This is a genomic window from Streptomyces sp. NPDC005576 (assembly GCF_042871745.1).
In the GTDB taxonomy this organism is placed as follows: Bacteria; Actinomycetota; Actinomycetes; order Streptomycetales; family Streptomycetaceae; genus Streptomyces.
Map to the genome: position 1 here is coordinate 86235 of NZ_JBIAJC010000015.1, position 19768 is coordinate 106002.

General features: G+C 72.6%; 17 protein-coding genes. All 17 read left to right on the forward strand.

Going from position 1 to position 19768, the window contains the following annotated elements:
- Positions 1-501 precede the first annotated feature (501 nt).
- The 17 genes from ACFYPN_RS25850 to ACFYPN_RS25930 all read left to right on the forward strand — a co-directional run bounded on the left by ACFYPN_RS25850 (position 502) and on the right by ACFYPN_RS25930 (position 19728).
- On the forward strand, positions 502-1458 hold the full coding sequence (locus ACFYPN_RS25850; RefSeq protein WP_358759477.1) for an ABC transporter ATP-binding protein: 957 nt from the start codon (positions 502-504) through the stop codon (positions 1456-1458).
- A complete protein-coding gene (locus ACFYPN_RS25855) occupies positions 1455-2246 on the forward strand; it encodes an ABC transporter permease (RefSeq protein ID WP_358759479.1) in 792 nt (263 codons plus the stop codon). The genes ACFYPN_RS25850 and ACFYPN_RS25855 overlap by 4 nt, the downstream gene beginning before the upstream one ends.
- A gap of 266 nt (positions 2247-2512) precedes the next feature.
- Complete coding sequence (locus ACFYPN_RS25860) at positions 2513-3463, forward strand: ACP S-malonyltransferase (protein ID WP_358759481.1); 951 nt, start codon at positions 2513-2515, stop codon at positions 3461-3463.
- The gene (locus ACFYPN_RS25865; protein ID WP_389301372.1) at positions 3450-4991 is read left to right on the forward strand and encodes a class I adenylate-forming enzyme family protein; all 1542 of its coding nucleotides are present in this window, start codon (positions 3450-3452) and stop codon (positions 4989-4991) included. Before ACFYPN_RS25860 ends, ACFYPN_RS25865 begins: the two co-directional genes overlap by 14 nt.
- On the forward strand, positions 4972-5226 hold the full coding sequence (locus ACFYPN_RS25870; protein ID WP_358759485.1) for a phosphopantetheine-binding protein: 255 nt from the start codon (positions 4972-4974) through the stop codon (positions 5224-5226). Before ACFYPN_RS25865 ends, ACFYPN_RS25870 begins: the two co-directional genes overlap by 20 nt.
- Before the next feature lie 5 nt (positions 5227-5231).
- A complete protein-coding gene (locus tag ACFYPN_RS25875; protein WP_389301375.1) occupies positions 5232-6470 on the forward strand; it encodes a PLP-dependent aminotransferase family protein in 1239 nt (412 codons plus the stop codon).
- A complete protein-coding gene (locus ACFYPN_RS25880; protein WP_389301378.1) occupies positions 6467-8773 on the forward strand; it encodes a lantibiotic dehydratase in 2307 nt (768 codons plus the stop codon). Before ACFYPN_RS25875 ends, ACFYPN_RS25880 begins: the two co-directional genes overlap by 4 nt.
- Entirely contained in the window at positions 8770-9783 is a 1014-nt protein-coding gene (gene sbnA, locus ACFYPN_RS25885; RefSeq protein WP_358759490.1) for a 2,3-diaminopropionate biosynthesis protein SbnA, read from the forward strand. The genes ACFYPN_RS25880 and sbnA overlap by 4 nt, the downstream gene beginning before the upstream one ends.
- Before the next feature lie 52 nt (positions 9784-9835).
- Positions 9836-10864, forward strand: coding sequence for a 2,3-diaminopropionate biosynthesis protein SbnB (sbnB, locus tag ACFYPN_RS25890; RefSeq protein ID WP_358759492.1), 1029 nt, complete (start codon positions 9836-9838; stop codon positions 10862-10864).
- Entirely contained in the window at positions 10861-11613 is a 753-nt protein-coding gene (locus ACFYPN_RS25895) for an SDR family NAD(P)-dependent oxidoreductase (RefSeq protein ID WP_358759494.1), read from the forward strand. The genes sbnB and ACFYPN_RS25895 overlap by 4 nt, the downstream gene beginning before the upstream one ends.
- A gap of 35 nt (positions 11614-11648) precedes the next feature.
- Complete coding sequence (locus ACFYPN_RS25900) at positions 11649-11945, forward strand: acyl carrier protein (RefSeq protein WP_266706315.1); 297 nt, start codon at positions 11649-11651, stop codon at positions 11943-11945.
- The gene (gene fabZ, locus ACFYPN_RS25905) at positions 11942-12463 is read left to right on the forward strand and encodes a 3-hydroxyacyl-ACP dehydratase FabZ (protein WP_358759496.1); all 522 of its coding nucleotides are present in this window, start codon (positions 11942-11944) and stop codon (positions 12461-12463) included. Before ACFYPN_RS25900 ends, fabZ begins: the two co-directional genes overlap by 4 nt.
- A 66-nt stretch (positions 12464-12529) precedes the next feature.
- Positions 12530-14497, forward strand: coding sequence for a GNAT family N-acetyltransferase (locus ACFYPN_RS25910; protein ID WP_358759498.1), 1968 nt, complete (start codon positions 12530-12532; stop codon positions 14495-14497).
- A 29-nt stretch (positions 14498-14526) separates the two neighbouring features.
- Positions 14527-15570: an aminomethyl transferase family protein gene (locus tag ACFYPN_RS25915; protein ID WP_358759500.1), complete on the forward strand. Its 1044-nt coding sequence runs from the start codon at positions 14527-14529 to the stop codon at positions 15568-15570.
- Positions 15571-15581: 11 nt separating this feature from the next.
- Positions 15582-17897 (forward strand): beta-ketoacyl synthase N-terminal-like domain-containing protein, encoded by a 2316-nt coding sequence (locus ACFYPN_RS25920; RefSeq protein ID WP_389301385.1) that lies wholly within the window; start codon positions 15582-15584, stop codon positions 17895-17897.
- Positions 17897-18580: a hypothetical protein gene (locus ACFYPN_RS25925; RefSeq protein ID WP_389301388.1), complete on the forward strand. Its 684-nt coding sequence runs from the start codon at positions 17897-17899 to the stop codon at positions 18578-18580. Before ACFYPN_RS25920 ends, ACFYPN_RS25925 begins: the two co-directional genes overlap by 1 nt.
- On the forward strand, positions 18577-19728 hold the full coding sequence (locus ACFYPN_RS25930; RefSeq protein WP_358759505.1) for a hypothetical protein: 1152 nt from the start codon (positions 18577-18579) through the stop codon (positions 19726-19728). Before ACFYPN_RS25925 ends, ACFYPN_RS25930 begins: the two co-directional genes overlap by 4 nt.
- Positions 19729-19768 lie beyond the last annotated feature (40 nt).

A 19768-nucleotide genomic window follows, 5' to 3' on the forward strand; every position in this document is an offset into this window, starting at 1 on the left:
ACGACAGAACCCCGGCTCAGGGCGGATCCGAGCTGGGGTTCACAGTGAGCCGCCTGTCCGATTCGAACCGAAGACCTCCGCATGACAAGTCCCGGCAGGATCATGCCTCTTACTGCCGACCGGTCATGCCTGGTGCTGCACCGCGAAGTTCGTGGAGGGGTGGAGGGCTGGTCGGGCCGGGGTGTCGGGGTACAGACCTCCGGCGCGGGTGAGGCAGTCCTCCGGGCTGCCGGCGGGTAGCCCGGAGGGGAGGCCCAAGGAGCTGCGGGGGCCCTCTGCGTGCGTGGACGCCGCCCGCACCCCGCCGGCCCCGCTCCCTCACGCTTCACGCGGCTTCTTCCGCGTCGTGCGTTCCGACGCCGCTCGTGCTCGGCACCGAGATCCTCCAGCCCCTCCGCGTCCCGATAGCGGCCGGATAGTCCGGCGGGCAGGGGCGGATAGGCGGTCCGGGAAGAGTGGCCCCTGCCAGGCCACCCCCAGCCAGATCGTGAGGACCCGAAGATGATCGAAACCCGACCGCGCCAGGTGACCGGGGAGGTGACGTCCTCGGATGCCGTCAGCCTCGACTCTGTCGTGAAGCGGTTCACCGATGCCAAGGGGGAGCGGTTCACCGCCGTCGACGGCATCGACTTGCGCATCCGGCGGGGTGAGATCGTGGCCTTCCTCGGACCGAACGGCGCCGGCAAGACGACCACCATCGACATGCTGCTCGGGCTGACGCGGCCCGACGAGGGCTCGGTGCGGCTGTTCGGACGTGAGCCGCAGCAGGCGGTGCGCTCCGGACAGGTCGCCGCGGTGCTCCAGTCGGGCGGGCTGCTGCCCGACCTGAGCGTCGAGGCCACCGTGCGGATGCTCGGTTCGCTGCACCCCGGTGCCGACATCGACGCGGTGCTGACCCGAGCCGGGCTCGACCAACTGCGCGGCCGTCGCGTCGCGGAGTGCTCCGGCGGCGAGCAGCAGCGGCTGCGGTTCGCCCTCGCCCTGCTCTCCGGGCCCGAGTTGCTGGTCCTGGACGAGCCGACGGCCGGTATGGACGTCGTCGCCCGCCGGGAGTTCTGGGCCACCGTCCGTGAGGACACGGAGCGCGGCATGACGGTCATGTTCGCCACCCACTACATGGAGGAAGCGGACCGGTTCGCCGACCGGGTGGTGATGATCGACCGCGGTCGTGTCGTCGTCGACGGTTCGGTGTCCGACGTGCGGTCCGCTCTCAGCGGGCGCACCGTGTCGGCGCGGATCGGCGAGCAGGACGCGGCCTCCCTCGCGCGGTCCCCGCTGGTCCGCTCGTGCACCCCGCGCGGCGGGCGGTACCACTTCGACACCACCGACTCCGACGCGCTGCTGCGCCTGCTGATCGAGCAGACGTCCGCCACCGACATCGAGGTCACCCCGCGCAGCCTCGAAGAGGCATTCATGACCCTCACCCACCACAGCCGTACCGAAGGGGGCACCCGATGAGCGCCACCTCAGCCACCCGCGAGGTGCGGACCTCGCCGTTCAGCGGCGTCAACGCCGTCTTCATCGGCTACGAACTGCGCCGCCGCTTCAACCGGCAGACCACGATCTTCACGCTGCTGTTGCCGGCCGTCCTCTACCTGGCGCTCTTCCGTACCGAACCCGCCGACGCCACCCTCCCGCACGGCAACTTCGCGGCCTGGATGATGATCGGCATCGCCGTGTACGGGGCGGGGACCGCGGCGGTCAGCTCGGCGGCCACCATCTCCGTGGAGAAGGCGTCCGGCTGGATGCGCACCATGGCGCTCAGCCCGCTCGCCCCTCCCGGCTACCTCTTCGTCAAGGTGCTGTCCTCCGTGATCATGGCGGCGGTGCCGGTGGCCGTCGTGGGTGTGCTCGGTGCGTTCACCGGGGTGGAGGCCACGGCCACGGTGTGGGTGACGTCCCTGCTGGTGGCATGGCTCGGCGCGGCCGTCTTCGCCGCCCTCGGCATCACGCTGGGGCTCGCTCTCAAGCCCGACACCGTGATGCACATGCCGGGTCTGACCATGACCGCGCTCGCCTTCCTCGGCAATCTCTTCATCCCGCTGTCCGGCACCATGCTGGAGATCTCCCGCTACTCGCCGATGTTCGGCGTCTCCACGCTCGCCCGCTACAGCCTGACCGAGGGCTACTCCTTCAGCGGTGAGCACTCCAGCCTCGCGATGGCGGTGGTCAATACCGTCGCCTGGTTCGCGGCCTTCTCCTTCATGGGCGTACGCCGTTTCCGCAAGAGCACCGGCCGGAACTAGTGCCGCGCCCGGCAATGTCTGCCCCCTGAGGAGCGGTGGTCGGTGCGTGCGACCACAAGGCGGCCGGAAGTCCTTGTAGCGGAGCCACCAGGGCTTCCGGTCAACGCCGCGAGTGCGCGTGCCGACCACCGCGACGGGGCAAAGCCTGCCGGGCGCGGCACTAGCCGCCCCTCACCGCCTCCTCTTCTCCTCCGTCCGACCTTTCCGCCTCCGACACCGGGCCCCGCACCGGTCAACGTCACCCCTACGAAAGGAGATTCGAACTCATGTACGCATTCGTCGTACCGGGGCAGGGCTCCCAGACCCCGGGCATGCTGGCCGGCTGGTTGCGCGACCCGGTGCACGCCGAGCGGCTGCGCGCCTGGTCCGAGGCCGCCGATGTGGACCTCGTGCACCTCGGCGGCAAGGCGCCGGCCGCGGAGATCGCCCGTACCGAGAACACCCAGCCGCTGCTGGTCGCCGCCGGGCTCCTCGCCCATGAGGCGCTCACCGCGGCCGAGCCGGACGGCCCGCTGGTGGCCGCCGGGCACTCGGTCGGGGAGCTGACCGCGGCGGTGTACGCCGGGGTGCTCGACCCCGCGGACGCCGTGCGGCTGGCCGCGGTGCGTGGCCGGGCGATGGCCGCGGCCTGTGCCGAGGTCCCCACCTCGATGGCGGCCGTGGTCGGCGGCGAGGAGGCCGACGTACTCGGCCGCATCGACGAACTGGGCCTGTACGCGGCCACGTTCAACGGTCCGGGACAGATCGTCGCGGCCGGACCCACGGCGGACCTGGAGCGTCTCGTGGCCGCCCCGCCGCCCTCCGCCACGGTCAAGATGCTCCAGGTCGCCGGCGCCTTCCACACCCCGTACATGGAGTCCGCGCGCCGGGCCGTCGCCGCGGCGGCCGAGCGGACACCTTTCCGGCGGCCGACCGGGTCCCTCCTGTCGAACGCCGACGGTTCGGTCGTCCGCGAACCGGACGACATCCGCCGCCGGCTGGTCGAGCAGGTGGTCAAGCCGGTGCGCTGGGACCTGTGCCTGGAGTCGCTCGGCCGGATCGCACCCGAGGTGACGGTCTGTCTGCCGCCCGCCCGCACCCTCGCGGGCATCCTCAAGCGCCAGCTTCCCGAGCTGGCCGTCGTCTGCGTCACCACACCCCGGGACCTCGACAAGGTGCGCTCCCGGATCGGTGCCGCAGTCGCCTGGAAGGAGGACCTCGTTCATGCCGGTGTCTGAGCTGTTCGCACGCGCCCGCGCCGAGCACCCCGGGCACCTCGCCCTCGTCGACGCCGAGGGGCCGCTGACCTACGCGGAGTTGGGTACCGAGACCGACCGGGCGGCCGGCTGGCTGCGCGGTCAGGGAGTGGACGCGGGTGACCGCGTCGTCTACGCCGGTGGCGGCGACCGCACCTTCCTCGCCCTCCTGTGGGCCGCGTTCCGCATCGGGGCGGTGTTCGTCCCGGTGCACCCCGACCTCACGGACACCCAGATCGACCACATCGTCCGGGACTGCACGGCCGCTCTCGCCGTCTGCCCGCCCACCGCGGGCGGCGCCGCCCGGAAGACCGTGGAGGTGGAGCGGGCCGTACGGGAGATCGCGCACACGCCCGCCGACCACACCACCGCCGAGGTCGCGGACGACGCGGTCGCCCTGCTGATCTACACCTCCGGCACCACCGGCCGCCCCAAGGGCGTCGTCTGCCCGCACCGGCAGGTCCTCGCCGCGGTCCTCGCGGTCAACGCGGCCCTCGGCTACCGCGCCGACGACGTGGTGCTGTGCCGGCTGCCGCTCTCCTTCGACTACGGCCTCTACCAGGCCCTGCTGTGCACGCTGACCGGCTCGGCCCTGGTGCTCACCGACCGGGCAGGCGACCTCGGACTGATCCGGTTGATCGAGCGCCACGGAGTCACCGTCGTCCCGCTGGTGCCCTCGCTCGCGCAGATCCTCGTCCTGCTGCAGAGGAAGCTGCGCCGCGCCACCAGGGTCCGGCTGTTCACCAACACCGGTGCACGGCCCAGCCCTACGGTGATGCGCGAACTGCTCGCCGCCTTCCCGGGCTCCGGCTTCGCCTCCATGTACGGGATGACCGAGTGCAAGCGCATCTCCGTCCTGGACCCGGCGCTCTACGAGCGGCATCCCGACGCGGTGGGCCGCGCCATCCCCGGTGCCCGGGTACGGACGGTCGGCCCGGACGGGCGGACCCTGCCGCCGGGTGAGGTCGGCGAGATCGTCGTCGAGGGCGAGACCGTGATGGCCGGGTACTGGGGGGTCCCGCTGGAGCGGCAGAACCGGTACGTGCGCCGCGCCGACGGCTCCCTGGAGCTGCACACCGGCGATCAGGGCCGGCTCGACGACGACGGACTGCTCTACTTCGTCGGCCGCGACGACGACATGATCAAACGGCGCGGTGTGCGGATGGGCCTGTCGGAGATCGAGCTCGCCGCCGAGCGCGTCCCCGGCGTGTACGCCGCCGTCGCCCCGCGCCCCGCCGACGAGGACGCCCCCCTCCTGCTCGCCGTGCAGACCGATCTCGACCCGCTTGAGGTCCGTACGGCGCTCGCCCGCCTGCTGGACCCGGCCCGTCTTCCCGACGTGATCGTCCCGCTCGACACCGTGCCGCTGACCGCCAACGGCAAGCCCGACCGCGCGGCCGTCGCGCTGCTGCTCCGGGCCGCCGCCGCACCCTCCACGGCCGTCGCCACGGCCGTCACCACAGTCCCCGCCGCACTCACAGGGAGCTCCCATGGACCAGTCGCAGTTTGACCAGCTCGTAGAGGAGATATGCGCCGTGCAGATCACCAGCTCCGAAGTGCCGCTCGTGGATCTCGGCGTGGACTCGCTCCACACCGTCGCCCTGGTGATGGCCGTCGAGGACCGGTTCGGCATCGAGCTGGACCCCGACGCGCTCGCCGACCTCTCGCTCACCTCGTCGGCCGGCCTGCTGAGGCTCGTGCACGAGCAGCTGGCGAGCGGCGCGCACGCGTTGTCGGGGAGCTGACCGCCATGTGGACCGACATAAGACCCGCGGCCGAGATGCCGCAGCTCTTCGAACGGGGCGGTGACCTGATCTCGTTCGCCGGCGGCCTGCCGGACCTCGACCTGCTGCCCCTGAAGGAACTCTCCGAACAGTTCGCCCGGCTGACCCGGATCGGCGGCCGGATCGCGCTCCAGTACAGCACCCCGCACGTGGCCAGGGCCCTCGTCTCCGCCATCACCGACCTGATGGCCCGCGAGGGCGGCAGAACCGGCGCCGCGAACCTGGTGCCGACCGCCGGATCCCAGATGGGGCTGTTGGCCATCGGCCTCGGCCTCGCCTCGCCGGGGGAGACCGTACTCTGCCAGACCCCCGCCTACCCGGGCGCGGCCACCGCGTTCCGTACGGCGGGACTGCGACTGCACGGGGCCCCCGAGGACGCCGAAGGGCTCGACCCGCTGGAGCTGCGGGCGACCGTGGCCCGACTGCGGGCCGACGGGCAGCGGGTACGGATGCTGTACTGCAACCCGACCTTCCAGAACCCCACTGGCGCCACCCTCTCCGTCGAGCGGCGACACCAACTGGCCGGCGTGGCGAGGGAACTGGACCTGCTGATCGTCGAGGACAACCCCTACGGGCTGCTCGGCTTCGACGGCGGCACGGTCCAGACCCTCCAGGGCATCGACCCTTCGAACGTCGTCTACCTCGGCACCTTCTCCAAGGTCTTCGCGCCGGGGCTGCGCTGCGGCTGGATCGCCGCGCCCGAGCCGGTCGCGGAGCGGCTGCGCCGCACGACCGAGGTGATGGCGCTGTCGCCGTCGGCGTTCGCCCAGGCCGCGCTCGCCGCGTTCCACGCCCGCGGTGGCTGGGACAGCCTGATCGACGCCTATCGCGAGCGCTACCGGGAGCGGTGCGGCCTGATGGCCGACGCGCTGGAGGAGGAGCTGGGAACCGAGGGTCCCTGGCGGTGGCAGCGGCCGGAAGGCGGCTTCTACCTGTGGTTGCGGCACGAGGGCGGCGCCGACACCGGCCGCTTCGCACTCGCCGCGGCCGAACAGGGCGTCTCCTTCGTCCCCGGCAGCCACTTCGGGCTCGACGGGGAGTGCGGCGACACGCTGCGGCTCTGCTTCAGCAACGTCCCGCGCAAGCGCATCCCCGAGGGGGTCGCCCGGCTCGCGGCGGCGCTGCGGGGCGAGGAGGCCGGCACCGGCACCGCGTCCGGCACCGACAGGGACGTCGACGCGGACCTCGGGAGGCGGGTCGCGTGACCAGCACCACCCGTGAAGCGCTGCGCGAGCACGACTGGGCCGACTTCCGGCCCACCCGGCGCCTCGGCGACAGCGAATGGCACATGTGGGGCGTCGGACTGCTGCGCAGCGCCGGCTTCCCCGCCTCGGGACTCGACCTGCTCGGCGGGCCGGCGGCGGCCGACGCGGCCGACCGCGGGGACGCGGACGCCTTCACCGCCGCCTACCTCGCCGACAGCGCGGCCGAAACGCGCCGCCTGGCCGTCCTCGCCGGTGACGAGAAGGTCCGCACGGCCATCGCCTGGCAGAACCGCACCGTCTACCGCGTTCTCGACGCGCTCGCCGCCGGTACGGGCAAGGAGTCCAAGCGCAAGCAGCGGGAGCGCACCCTGGCCATGTACTGGCTGCGCTACTGCGCGAAGGCCGAGACCATCGGCTTCTTCGGTCCGGCCGCCTGGATGTCCGTCGGGCGCGCGCCCGGAGGCCTCGCGGTGGACCATGGCGAGCGGCTGGTCGCGCGCAGCCGTACGTACTTCGAACGCTGGGCGCTGGCCGCCGTCGCGGACTGGATGACCGCCCAGCCCGGCGCCCGCTGGTGGTTCCCGCCGCTGCCGCGCCCCGACGTCCACCTCGACGGTGACCGGCTGCTCCTGCCGGGCGGACGCGTGACGCGGCTGCGTCCGGAGGACCGGCAGGTCCTCGGCCACGCGGACGGGGAGCGCAACGGTGCGGCGATCGTCGAGGCCCTCGTCCGCGAGGACGGCTGGGACGCCGAGGGGGCACGGCCCCGCGTCGAGAAGATCCTGACCCGGCTGCTCAAGCAGCGCGTGCTGAGCTGGGACGCCAACATCCCGGTCGACGTGCGGGCCGAGCGGATTCTGCGACGGCGGGTCGCCGCCGTCGCCGACCCCGAGCTGTTCGTCCGCTTCGAGACCGTCCTCACCGAACTCGACCGGCACCGCGACGCCATCGACGCCGCCACCGAAGCCGACGAACTCGCCGCGCGTCTCGACGATCTGGACGCGTACTTCGTCCGGACGACCGGACTCGACGCCTCCCGCGACGAGGGCAAGGCGTACGCGGGCCGCACCCTCTGCTACCAGGACGCGGTGCGTGACTGCCAGGTCGAGGTCGGCACCGGCTTCCTGGACGGGATCGCCCGGCCGCTCGCCCTGGTGGCCGACGCGGCGGACTGGTTCGGCAACCGCCTGGTGGAGCTGGTCGAGGCGGAGGTGGCCGGGTTCGTCCGGGCTGCCGCGCCGCGGCGCTCCCCCGTCACGCTCGCCGACGTGTGGACGCAGGTGCTCGGCCTGTTCTGGGGCGGCGACGGCGCCCGGCCGGTGCACACCGCCACGAGGGAACTCGCCCGCAAGTGGCGTGAGGTCCTCGATCTCGATCCGGCCGGCGTGGAGCCGGTCGCGCTGCGGGTCGCCGACGTCGAGCGGCGGGCGCGCGCCGTCTTCGCCACCGGTCCGGTCCGCTCGCCCCATCTCGCCCTGCACAGCCCCGACCTCCAGGTGGTCCGGGAGGCGGACGGGGACCTGACCGTCGTCCTCGGCGAGCTGCACGCCTGCCTCGCCACCTGCGACCTGCCGTTCCTCGACTGGACCAGTGACGCCGGCTCCCTGCGCGACAAGGTGAACGCGGCGATCGGCGCGCCACGCCTGGTACCGCTGCTCCCGGTCGACTGGAAGCGCAATAGCGGCCGCATGGTGCCCGCCCCCATCGGCGCGGGTGACCGGCTCATCGGTTTCACCCGGGCGCCGTTCGACGACCGGTCCCGGATCGACCCGGCGGCCGCGATCACCCTGGCCGAGCGGGACGGCACGGTCACCGCCACCACGCCCGACGGGCGTGAGTGGAACATGGCCGAACTGCTCGCCGTCCCGGTGTCGATCATCGCCGCGGACGCTTTCAAGATCGGGCTCGACCGGCCGCACGCCCCCCGCGTCACGCTCGACGGGCTCGTCCTGTTCCGGGAGACCTGGCGGGTGCCGGCCGCGGAGATCCCGCTCGCCACCAAGCCCGACCGGGCGGGCGACTACCTGGCCGTACGGCGCTGGCTGCGTGCGGGCGGGCTGCCCGACCAGGCCTTCGTGAAGTTCCCGCAGGAGACGAAGCCGTCCCTGGTCGACTTCACCAGCCCCACCCTCGTGCTCTCCTTCGCCAACCTCGTCCGCCGCACCCGGCGCCTCGACGCGGACGCCACCGTGATCCTCAGTGAGCCGCTGCCGCACCCCCGGGACTCCTGGCTCACGGGAGCCGGCGGCGAGCGCTACGTCAGCGAACTCCGGCTGCAGATCAGCAGAAAGGTACCGGAATGACCGTGGCCCCCTCCGCTGCGGCGACCCGCGCCGCAACCGCGGCCCGTCCCCGCGATCCGGACATCATCGCGACGATCGGCTCCACCCCGCTGGTCGCCCTCGACCGTCTTTTCCCGCCCACGCGTTTCCAGGTCTACGGCAAGTGCGAGCGGTTCAACCCGGGCGGCTCCATCAAGGACCGCGCGGCCCGCTCCATGATCGAACACGCCCTGTCCACCGGGGTGTTGATGCCGGGGATCTCCACCGTCGTGGAGTCCTCCTCCGGCAACCTGGGTATCGCCCTGGCCCAGCTCTGCAACTTCTACCGGCTCGACCTGATCTGCGTCGTCGACCCGCGCACCACCGCCCAGAACGCCGCGATCATGCGGGCGTACGGGGCGACGGTCGAGGTCGTGGACCGCGACGCGGAGACCGGTGAGTACCTGCCGTCGCGGATCAGGCGGGTGGGGGAACTCCTGCGCACCGTGCCCGACGCCTACTGGCCCAACCAGTACGGCAACGAGTACAACGCCCTCGCCCACCAGCACACCATGCGCGAGATCCACGAAGCGCTCCCCGAGGCTCCCGACTACCTCTTCCTGGCTGCCGGCACCACCGGCACGCTGCGCGGCTGCGCCGAGTACATCGCCGCCGAGGGCTTGCCCACCCAGGTGGTGGCGGTGGACGCGGTGGGCAGCGTGATCTTCGGCCCGCCCGAAGCCTGGGAGCGCCGGCACCGCCGCACCATCCCCGGGCACGGCGCGGCGGTGGTCCCGGCGCTCCTGCGTCCCGGTCTCGCGGACCGGGTGATGAAGGTGACCGACCTGGACTGCGTGCGCGGCTGCCGAGCCCTGCTGGCGAAGGAGGCGATCCTCGCCGGCGGTTCGTCCGGCGCTGTCATGGCCGCCCTGCTGGACGCCTCCTCCTGGATCACCCCGGGTGCCACCTGCGTCGCGATCCTCCCCGACGGGGGCGACCGCTATCTCGACACGATCTACAGCGATTCCTGGGTGGAGTCCCGCTTCGGCTGACCGCCCGCTCTCCTTTCCCCACCCCTCCTTCACGCAGAGGAATTGACCTGTCATGAGAATCCTCGGTCGCGAGGACGTCGCCGCCGCGCTCAGCGGCCTCGACCCCGCCGTGCTCGACGCGGTACGCACCGCGTACGTGCTGCACGGCCAGGGCCGCTCGGAGGTGCCGTTCTCCGGGTTCCTGCGCCCGCCCGGCGACGACGGCTCCCGCATCATCTCGCTCCCCGCCTACCTGGGCGGACCCGAGCCCGTCATGGGCCTGAAGTGGATCTCCTCGTTCCCGGCCAACGTCGAGCGGGGTCTGCAGCGCGCCTCGTCGGTGCAGATCCTCAACGACCTGCGCACCGGCTACCCGACCGCGGTCCTGGAGGCCAGCCAGATATCGGCGTCCCGCACCGCGGCGTCGGCCGCCCTCGCGAGCAGCACCCTGCACGGCGACCGCCCGGTGCGCACGGCCGGGCTGATCGGCTGCGGCACCATCAACCGGCGCGTCCTGGACTTCCTCGTGCTGGTCCACCCGGAGCTGCGCACGGTCACCGTCCAGGACGCGGTGCCCGGTCGCGCGGCCACCTTCGCCGCCCAACTGGCCCAGGAGCGACCGGAGATCAGCTTCGTGGCCGGTGGCGTCGACGACGCGCTGCGCGCCGGCACGGTCTCCGTCGCCACCACCGACTCCAGCTACTGGCTCGACCTCGCCGCCCACCCCGACCGCCCCGAGCGTCAGGTGATCCTGCACCTGTCGCTGCGCGACCTGAGCACGGACTCCGTCCTGAACGCCTACAACGTGGTCGACGACATCGAGCACGTGATGCGCGAAGGGACCTCGCTGCACCGCGCCGAGCAGGAGGTGGGGCACCGCCGCTTCGTGGGCGCCGAGATAGCCACCGTGCTCGGCCGGAGCGAGGGACCGGAGACCCGGGGGACCGTCGTCTTCTCCCCCTTCGGTCTCGGCATCCTCGACCTCGCCGTCGCCCGGACGATCCTCACGGCGGCCAATCGGGACGGCATCGGCAGCGAGGCGGACGGCTTCGACCCCGGCTCGCACCGGGTCACCGCCGCCATGGCGGGAGTCGGGGCATGAGCATCCTGTTTCCCGAGGGCACCCGGGCCCTGGTCACCGGCGCCTCGCGCGGCATCGGCGCGGCCACCGCGCTCGCGCTCGCGGAGCAGGGCTGCGACGTCGTCCTCAACTACCACTCCAGCGAAGCCAAGGCGGAGTCGGTCGCGACACGGATCCGCGCCCTGGGCCGCGAGGCCCTTCTCGTTCAGGCCGATGTCGGTGACGAGGCCCAGGTCATCGCGATGTTCAAGCGGATCCGCACCGAGTGGGGGCCGATCCAGGTCGCCGTCCTCAACTCCGGCGTGACCGCCGACGGCCACCTCGCGGCCATGAGCAGTGCCAAGTGGCAGGAAGTCATCGGCACCAACCTCACCGGCTCCTTCCTCACCGCCCGCGAGGCCACCAAGCAGATGTACGCGAGTGGTGGCTCCATCGTCCTGATCGCCTCCACCAGTGGAATCGCCGGCCGGGCCGGCCAGGCCAACTACGCCGCCAGCAAGGGCGGAGTGATCGCCCTGGCCAAGACCCTCTCGTACGAGGTGGCGCCGCGCGGTATCCGCGTCAACGTCGTCGCCCCGGGGTTCATCGACACCGACATGGTCAAGAAGGTCCCCCCGGCCCACCTGAAGGAAGCCCTCCAGGTGATCCCGCTCGGCCGCACCGGCACCCCTGCCGAGGTCGCCCAGGCCGCTGTCTTCATGGCCTCGTCCGCCGCTTCGTACATCACCGGAAAGGTGCTGACCGTCGACGGCGGAATGATCCCCAACTGACCGCATCACCAACCGATTCACAGGAGAGACCCACTATGTCCACCGCCACCTTCGAGGACATCCGCACCCAGGCCGAGGCCCGTCTCGGCAAGAACATGAAGGTCAAGTCGATGATCATCGACCGGCTCGGGCTCGAAGTCGAGCCGGCCTTCGTCTCCGACAACCAGCCGCTGTTCGGCCGGGGCCTGGAGATGGACTCGCTGGACACGCTGGAGATCGTCGTCATGGTCAACAACGAGTTCGACGTGCTGATCAGCGACGACGACTTCGAGGCCTTCGGCTCCATCAACGCCCTCGTCGACTTCATCGAGGACCGGGAGACCGCCGCGTGAGCTCCGCGACCACACTCCTCGAAACGCAGGCCCCCGCGCCGGTGCGCAAGGCCCTGAGCTACTCGTCCGACGACATCAAGCAGATGCTGCCGCACCGCTGGCCGATGCTGATGATCGACCGGGCCTACGACGTCGTCCCGGGCGTCTCGGGCCGCGGCATCAAGAGCGTCTCCGTCAACGAGCCGTTCTTCGCCGGGCACTACCCGGACCACTCGATCATGCCGGGCGTGATGATCGTCGAGTCGATGGCCCAGCTCGTCGCCGTCGTCTACGTCGCGGAGATCCTCGAAAGCGCCGAGGGCACCGGAGGGGACGACGCCTCGCGAAGCGTCGGCTACCTCGGCTCCATCAGCACCATGAAGTTCTCCCGGCTCGTCGTCCCCGGGGACCAGCTCACGCTGGAGGCCAAGCTCGGGCAGCGCCTCGGAGGACTGCGCCAGGTGAAGGTGCGGGCGAGCGTCGGAACCGAACTCGCCGCCGCCGGGACGCTCGTCGTCACCACCGGCCGTAAGGGCTGAACTCCCCCTCTCTCTCAGGAGAGACAACCAACCAAAGCCACAAGACCGACAGAAGGAGGTGTGGTCATGGCCCTCACGATCCGCCCGTACCAGGAGGGCGACGCGCACGCCATCGCGGAGCTCTACAACCGTCACCGCGACAACCCCAACCCGGTCGCCGGGGGTGTCAGCGGCACCGAACTCGCCCACGAGCTGGCCGAGCGGGAGACGGCGACGTTCCTGGTGGCCGAGGACGACGATCGGGTCGTGGGTACGTTCGGCCTCTTCCACAACACCGGCCGGCGCTCGGGCCGGGCGGGTGAACTCATCGCGGACATGTTCTTCGTCCATCCCGCCCACCGGGGCGGCTTGGTCACCGGGCGGCTGTTCACCGAAGCCGTCGAGTGGATGATGCGCACCGGCTGCCTGGTGCTGCGGCTGACCGTCAACCCGGCCAACACCGTGGCTTTCCGGCTCTACCGGCGCGTCGGCTGCGTCTCGGTGGGCCGGGCCGTCCCCGGCGAGGACGGCAACGTGGAGCTGCACAACTACATCCCGCTCGTCGTACGCGGCGTCCTCGCCGACCTGGGCGAGCGGGCCACGGCGGCCCTCGGCAGCCTGACCAGCTTCGCGTCCGTCACCGAGTCCCGCGACGACGAGCTGCGCTCGGACGTGCGGGTGGTGGACGGGGTCCGCACCGTCGACTACAGCCTGGCGCTCGGCGAGTTCCGGATAGACGCGTCCGTGGACGTGGACCGGGGCGCCGTGCGCGAGGCCCGCATCATCGAGCCCGACGGCACGGTTCGGGCGCTGCGCATCACCCGGCCTCCGTACGAGGTGCGGGCCCCGCGCGGAGTGGCGCCGTACCGGTTCACCGAGTCCGGCCTCACCTGTGAGGTGGACGGGGAGGACGGCACGCTGAGCGTCCTCGTGGCCGGGCACCGCGGCCCGGTACTCGTCTCGACCTGGCCGAGCTGCCGGGCCGACCGCCCGGCCGGCTGGCGCGAGGGCGAGCCCCGCGACCTCACCCTGGAGCCCGTCGAGGGCGGGGTGCGGGTCACCGAGCGGGACGGTGACGCCACGGTCACCGGCACCTTCACCCTGGACGGCACCGGTCTGCTCCAGGAGTTCACCCGCACCGGCTCCGCGACCGGCCGGATCTTCCAGACCGTGGGCCTGCGCCAAGGCGTCTTCACCGATGCCGAAGGACAGGCCCACCCGATCGGGCTGGGCCAGGGGGTGCGCGACGCCTCCGAGATCGTCGCCGCCTCCCGGACCGTCCAGGAAGGCGCGGAGCTGACATGGCGGGGGCGGGACGTACGCGTCTCGCTGCCGGTGGACGGCCCCCTGCGGCTGGTCCACAGCACGCTCCTGGAGCGCCGCCCGGAACCCGGCGCGGACGGCGTGGCCCGGATGCGCACCACCATCCGTCCGAGCGGCGCGGACACCACGCGCCGCCTGGAGGCGCACGCCGCCGCGGGAGGCGTCACCGTCTGGCGGGAGGGCACCACCAAGGTGCTGCGCAGCCCCTACCCCCGCACCCGCTCCTACGGCTACAACCCCCACTGGTCCGCGGGCCTGTGGGTGACCCACGAGAACAGCCGCCACGACCGGGCCGCCGGGCTCGGCTGGGGCGTGCCTGCCCCCGGCGCCTGGGAGGCGAAGCACCCGCTCGGCCTCCACGCCCCGGAAACCGGCCTCGACTGGGAGATCGCCGCCGACGGCGACGGGATCCGCGTCGACGTCCGGGCGGGCGGGACGGACCGCGAGAGCGTGGTCTGGCTCACCCCGCAGACGCCGCTCAAGACGGCCGTCGTCCTCGACTCGGACGGCGAGCGCTGGGAGCTGAACTCCGGTGACTTCCGCCAGGTGTGGGCCCGCCGGGCGGCCGTCCGGCTCTCCGACGGGCGGTGGCTGCACTGCGCCCCCGCCGGCGGTCCGCACGACGAACTGGTGCTGCGCGCCTCGCCGTCGGGCCTGCTCGTCGGCGGAGTGTCCGCCGCACGGGAGAGCTCCTGGCTGCTCTCCGTACACGACGTACCCCTTTCCTTCTGAGCCACCGACCCGAAAGGCAACGACAGATCATGACCGCCACCACCATCGCCCCGGCCGTCCGTACCGCCATCGAGGACTACGCCACCCTGCGCACCGCCGTCGGCGCCTACCGCGTCACCGCCCCGCTGGTCAGACTGACCGGCGACGACCGGCTGACCTTCCTGGACGGCTTCCTCGCCAAGTCCGCCGACTACGTGGAGCCCGACTCGGTCCGTGAGGTGCTGGCGCTGAACGCCGACGGCACGCCGTTCGCGATCCTGCTGCACTTCGAGATCGGCGAGGAGTCGTGGCTGCTGCCGCGCACCGCCGTCACGGCCGACGAGCTCGGCACCTACCTCGGCCGGTTCGACGCCTCCGCCGGCGTCACCGTCGAGATCTCCCCCGACGGCTGGGGCGCCACCGCCTTCGAGGGACCCGTGGCCTGGTCCGTCGCGGCCGGCTTCGTGGACTTCGACATCTCCGGCCTGACCCTGCACGCCGTCACCGAGTCCACCCTCGACGTTCCCGGCGCCACCGCCCACCTGGCCCGCGTCGGCACCACCGGAGAGTACGGCTACCTGCTGCTCTCCGACGCCCCGCAGGCCGCCCACGAGGCAGTGCTCACGGGCGTCGCCGACAAGGGCGGCGCCGAGATCGGTGAGGACGGCCTCTTCCGGGTGCAGACCGAGGCCGGGATGGGCGTGTACAGCGCCGGATTCGGTGAACTGGGCGTCGGCGAGGCCGACCTGGCCTGGATGATCGACTGGAGCCGGATCGGCGAGTTCCACGGCTCCGACGAGCTGACCGCGCCGACCGGGTCCGAGGCGCGCCTCACCGCGCTCGTCGCCCCGGTCGGCAGCCGCTTCGCAGCCGGTACGCCGGTCACCGCGGCCGGTCAGGAGGTCGGCACCGTCCTGCACCAGGCGCCGGCCGCCAACCCGGAGGAGGAGCTGGTCCTGGCCCTGCTCGACAACCCCTTCTGGGTGCCGGGACTGGAGCTGACCGCCGCGGACGAGGCGGGCGACGAGCGCCCGGTGCGCACCGCGACCCTGCCCCGGGTCATCGCCCGCTCCCTCACCGTCAAGATCGCCTGAAAGGCCGGGTCATGACACCTGCGAACATTGCCCTGACAGGTCTGGGGCTGATCACCGGAGCTGGTGACGACGTGGAGAAGAGCTGGTCGTCGATCGCGGCCGGCACCACCGGCATCCGCACCAACACCCTCTTCGACACCTCCGAGCTGCTCACCGACTGGGCGGGCATGGCCACCGCCGAGCAGCCCGCCCACCTGGACCGCTGCTACGCGCTCGCGGCCACCGCGATCCGCGAGGCCCTGCACGGCAGCGGCCTCGACCTCGCAACCGTGGACCGCGACCGGGTGGCCGTCGTGGTGGGCTCCAGCCTCGGCGCCATGCCGACGCTGGAGGCCACCCACCGCACCTTCGTCCTGGAGGGCCGACTGGACGTCGGGCAGGCTGTCGCTTCCCAACTGCCCTGTGTGGGCGACTACATCGCGTCGGAGTTCGATCTGCGCGGCCCGCGCGTGGTCCTCTCCAACGCCTGTGCGGCCAGTGCCGTCGCCCTCGGCTACGCCGCCGAGCTGCTGTGGAAGGGCGACGTCGACTACGTCGTGTGCGGCGGCGTCGACCCGCTGGCGGAGCTGTCCGCCTACGGGTTCAGCGCGCTCGGCGCGCTGGACGCCGAGCCGTGCTCGCCGCTGTCCGCCTCCACCGGACTCACCCTCGGCGAGGGCGCCGGATTCATGGTCCTGGAGTCGGTGGAGCGAGCCGAGGGGCGCGGCGCCCGTGTCCTCGCGGAGCTGGGCGGGTACGGCCTGTCCTGCGACGGCTACCACCAGACCGCGCCCGACCCCAGCGGCAAGGGCGCCTGCGCCGCCATGGCACAGGCCCTCGACACGGCGGGCTTCACCCCCGCCGACGTGGACTACCTCAACCTGCACGGCACCGGCACCCCCGCCAACGACGCCTCCGAACCCAAGGCGCTGAAGCTCCTGTTCGGCCAGGAGATACCGGCGGCCAGCTCCACCAAGTCGATCCTCGGCCACACCCTCGGCGCGGCCGGCGCGGTCGAGGCCGTGGTGAGCACCCTGGCCATCGACCGGGGCACGCTGCCGCCCACCATCAACACCCGGGGCGTCGCCTCTCCGTACGGCCTGGACGTCATCCCGGACACCGGCCGCGACGCGCGCCCCGATGTGGTGGTGTCGAACTCCTTCGCGTTCGGCGGCAACAACGCCTCCGTCGTCCTCAACCGGCCCGGCCGTACCGGCTCCAGGCCGCCGCGCCGCGAGGCGGTCCAGGAGGTCGTCGTCACCGGGGTCGCCGGCCTGGCCGGAACGGCGGGCGGCACCGAGGCGATCAGCGCGGCCTTCGCCGGGGGGCGTCCTTGCTTCGACACCTTCGAGGAGGTCGCCGGCATCGGCAGGGTGCCTGTCGGCCGGGTCGACATCAAGGCCGCCTCGCGCGGCACGAACCCCAGCCGGGCCCGTCGCATGGACCCGCTGAGCCTGCTCGCCGCCTCCGCCGTGAACGACCTGTACGCCCGGCACGGCAAACCGTCGCGGGCCGTGGCGGAGTCGACCGGCGTCGTCTTCGCCACCGGGTACGGTCCGGTGACCTCGGTCCTGCGGTTCCACGAGGGCGTGGTGCGCTCGGGCATCACCGGTGCCAACCCGTCCCTGTTCGCCAACACCGTCGTCAATGCCGCCGCCGGCCATGTCGCGATGCTGCACCGCTTCCGCGGCTACACCGCGACCATCGCCAACGGCGGCACCAGCTCCGTGCTCGCGCTCCAGCTCGCCGCCAGGGTCATCGCCCGCGGCGCCGCCGAGCGAATCATGGTGGTGGTCGCCGACGAGTTCCCCGAGCAGGCCCTCGCCACCCAGGCGGCGCTGCCCGGCTACGCCCGGTCCGCGCACGTCGTACCCGGTGGGCGCACCGGCACCGTCCTCAGCGAGGGCGCCGCCGCGATCCTGCTGGAGAGCCGGGAGGCGGCCCGGGACCGGGGCGCCGACGTCCTGGCGCGGGTCCGCGGCTTCGGCGCCAGTGGCGAATCGGCCGGCATCGGCCGCATCTCCAGGGACGGCGCGGCCTGGGGACGCGCCCTGCGCTCAGCGCTCGCCGAAGCGGAGCTCGGACCGGAGGGCATCGGCACGGTCGTCTCGGCCGCGTCCGGCCACCCCCTGGTCGACCTCGCACAGCGGGCGGCCCTGCGCCACACCGGCCTCGAAGGCCGACCGGTCCTCGCCCCCAAGGCCCTGCTGGGCGAGACCTACGGCAGCGCGGGCGCCCTCGGCCTGGTCGCAGCCCTCACCGGCGCCGGCACCCCCGGCCCCGTGCTCCTGTCGAGTTTCGCGTACGGCGGCAGCTACGCGGCGGCCGTCTTCGACCCGGAGGCGTGATGGGCGCCCTGATGGGACTGCTCCTCGATCCGGGACTGAACGGGTACACGCTGGCGCCGGACGGGCCGGCGGCCGTGAGGGAGGCGGTGGGGGAGACGGTCGGGGAGGCGGTCGGGGAGGCGGTCAACGTTCTGGTCTCCCGGCACCGCGGGCTGCCCCGCGACCGGATGGGGCACCGGCTGTCCGCCTCGGGCCGCTCCCTGATCGTCGGGGCGCTCGACACGACGTACGGAATCCGGATCACCGCCGGCGACCTGGCGCGGGACAGCCTCAAGCGCTGGTCGGTGCCCGCCCTGGACCTGTCCGCCTCGGTGGCGCACGTCGGCACCTACAGCGCCGTGGCCTTCGCACCCGCCGGCCGCGCCATCGGCGTGGACATCCAGGACGAGCGCGACCGGCCGTACGCCCTGCGCTGGCTCGGTGACCTGCTCGGGCGTGAGGAGCCGGCCACGATCAGGGACTTCGCCGAGTGCGAGGCGCTCATCAAGGCCTCGCACCTGACGAAGGAGACCTTCGCCGGAACCCGGCTGCCTCCGTGGCAGCCGGGCTGGCGGCCCACGAACACCGGTACCTACGAGGTGCGTTCCGTCGTCCTGCGGCCCGAGGGCGAACCGCCCCTGCACCTCGCCCTCGCCTGCGACGCACCGGCCCCGGTGCGCTTCCACCACCTGGAGGAGGAATGACCCTCACCGCCGCGCGGCCGTACACCCGCCGCATCTCCCCGATCGAACGGGGCTACCTCAACGCCGCCGCGACCGGCACCCCGCAGCTCATCCAGATGGTGATCGAGGGCGAGGGAACACTCGACGCGGTCGCGCTGCGTCGGGCCTCGCGCGCGGCGACCGAGGCGAGCCCCGGCCTCGCGGTACGCCGCCGGGGCGCGCTCTGGCGCGCCGACGGCACCGCCCCCGAGGTCGTGGAACTGCCCACCGGCACCGGTCTCGACCACCCGTTCTTCCACCGCGATCTGTCGGTGGTCACCGGACCCGTCTGCGAACTGGGCCTGATCCGTGACGGGGGGACCACCCGGCTCGTCGTCCGGGTCAGCCACATCGTCACCGACGGGCGCGGTCTGCGGCAGTGGATCGCGGATCTCTTCCGGGCCCTGCGCGACGAGGACCTGGCCGGCTGTCCGGACACGGTGGACGACGCGCACTTCCGCGCGGCGGCGGGCGACGTCCGCCCGGCCCCCAAGGCCACCCGTCTCACCGGACTGCCCGCCATCATCGGCCAGGGGCCCGCGGGCGACCGGCCCCTGTGGCTGAGCCGCCGGGTGCCCGCCGCCCCGTCCGGGGTCACCGCACGCGCCGCGGCGGCGCTCTCCCGCCACCTCACCACGGACACCGGCCGCCTGATCGTCCCGGTGGACCTGCGCCGCCACGACACCACGACGCGCTCCACCGCGAACCTGACCTCGCAACTCGTCCTCGACCTGCGCCGCGACGACGCCTGGAAACGTGTCCACTCCACGCTGGTCCGCGCCCTGATCTCCAAGACCGAGGTCGCCATCCTCGACCGTGACTTCCTGCGCGACAATCCGTTCGCCAACAACCTGAGCGAGGCCCGCGCGTTCGACGGCACCCGCTTCCCCTGCACGGCGATCATCTCCGACCACGGCGAGGTCGACCCGCGGGCCTTCTCGACGCCGGCCTTCCGCGCCCACTCCTTCTCCACCCTGCCGATGCTGGTCCCGTACGCCGAGATGTTCCTGAGCGCCTGCCGCGTGGGCGACAGCACCGAGCTGACCCTGGCCTGCCGCGACCGTTCGGGTGCCCGGGAGAAGGCCGGGGCGATCCTGGACGACATCGCCGAGGCCTTGAGCTCCGGCTGAGCCGGCGCCCCGGCGGACGACCCGGTTCCGGCGGACGAGC

Coding starts and splice junctions, on each gene's coding strand:
- ACFYPN_RS25900 (WP_266706315.1), top strand. CDS start 11,649: ATGTCCACCGCCACCTTCGAGGACATCCGCACCCAGGCCGAGGCCCGT.
- ACFYPN_RS25855 (WP_358759479.1), top strand. CDS start 1,455: ATGAGCGCCACCTCAGCCACCCGCGAGGTGCGGACCTCGCCGTTCAGC.
- sbnB (WP_358759492.1), top strand. CDS start 9,836: ATGAGAATCCTCGGTCGCGAGGACGTCGCCGCCGCGCTCAGCGGCCTC.
- ACFYPN_RS25915 (WP_358759500.1), top strand. CDS start 14,527: ATGACCGCCACCACCATCGCCCCGGCCGTCCGTACCGCCATCGAGGAC.
- ACFYPN_RS25875 (WP_389301375.1), top strand. CDS start 5,232: ATGTGGACCGACATAAGACCCGCGGCCGAGATGCCGCAGCTCTTCGAA.
- ACFYPN_RS25910 (WP_358759498.1), top strand. CDS start 12,530: ATGGCCCTCACGATCCGCCCGTACCAGGAGGGCGACGCGCACGCCATC.
- ACFYPN_RS25895 (WP_358759494.1), top strand. CDS start 10,861: ATGAGCATCCTGTTTCCCGAGGGCACCCGGGCCCTGGTCACCGGCGCC.
- ACFYPN_RS25865 (WP_389301372.1), top strand. CDS start 3,450: ATGCCGGTGTCTGAGCTGTTCGCACGCGCCCGCGCCGAGCACCCCGGG.
- ACFYPN_RS25850 (WP_358759477.1), top strand. CDS start 502: ATGATCGAAACCCGACCGCGCCAGGTGACCGGGGAGGTGACGTCCTCG.
- ACFYPN_RS25860 (WP_358759481.1), top strand. CDS start 2,513: ATGTACGCATTCGTCGTACCGGGGCAGGGCTCCCAGACCCCGGGCATG.
- ACFYPN_RS25930 (WP_358759505.1), top strand. CDS start 18,577: ATGACCCTCACCGCCGCGCGGCCGTACACCCGCCGCATCTCCCCGATC.
- ACFYPN_RS25925 (WP_389301388.1), top strand. CDS start 17,897: ATGGGCGCCCTGATGGGACTGCTCCTCGATCCGGGACTGAACGGGTAC.
- ACFYPN_RS25920 (WP_389301385.1), top strand. CDS start 15,582: ATGACACCTGCGAACATTGCCCTGACAGGTCTGGGGCTGATCACCGGA.
- ACFYPN_RS25870 (WP_358759485.1), top strand. CDS start 4,972: ATGGACCAGTCGCAGTTTGACCAGCTCGTAGAGGAGATATGCGCCGTG.
- sbnA (WP_358759490.1), top strand. CDS start 8,770: ATGACCGTGGCCCCCTCCGCTGCGGCGACCCGCGCCGCAACCGCGGCC.